General features: G+C 47.0%; 1 pseudogene. It reads right to left on the bottom strand.

Annotation, left to right across the window (positions count from 1 at the left end):
* Positions 1–658: pseudogene (zntA, locus tag R7093_RS25930) on the bottom strand (Zn(II)/Cd(II)/Pb(II) translocating P-type ATPase ZntA); the annotation flags it as partial.

Genomic DNA, 658 nt, shown 5'->3' with positions numbered 1-658 from the left:
CATCAAAGCTGGCTAACGTCGTCATCAATACACCATCAGCTGGCAAACGACCGCCAGGTGCCACTTCAATGACGTCCCCAGGTTGAAGCTGAGACGCTGGTACTTCTTTGCGTACACCATCAATGATCAGCGTGGTGTTTTCTGGTACCAAATCCATTAAGGCCTGAACGCCACTTCGAGCTCGTGATGATGCGTATGCTTCTAGCTTTTCACCAATAAGGAAGAGCAATAACACCATCGCGGCTTCTGCGGTTTCACCTAAGTACAACGCACCTAATGCAGCAACACTCATCAGTGTTTCAATGGCAAATGGTGTGCCACCACGAGCCAGTTTGACGGCCTTACGGGCAATAGGATACAAACCCAGCAAACAGGTTAAAGTAAAAATCCAGCTACTAAGCTGAGGGTTGATGCTTGCGACAAGGCCCGCAAATGCCATTGCACCTGCGATCGATAAAATCTGTAGATTGTCTTGAACAAAACCGAACCAGCCTTTGTTCTCTTTCTTTTGCTTTGGTTTATCCAGCGCAGAAAGCGGGAAACCAGTTTGGCGCGCTGTTTGTTCGATGATCGAACTTAGAGAATGGTCATCAAAATCGACAACTAACTTTTCTGTAGCAAAAAGGACTTTGGCATTCGTAACGCCTTGCAATGACAT

It is taken from the genome of Vibrio sp. 1580 (assembly GCF_033340055.1).
This window is presented reverse-complemented; position numbering and strand designations above follow the sequence as displayed.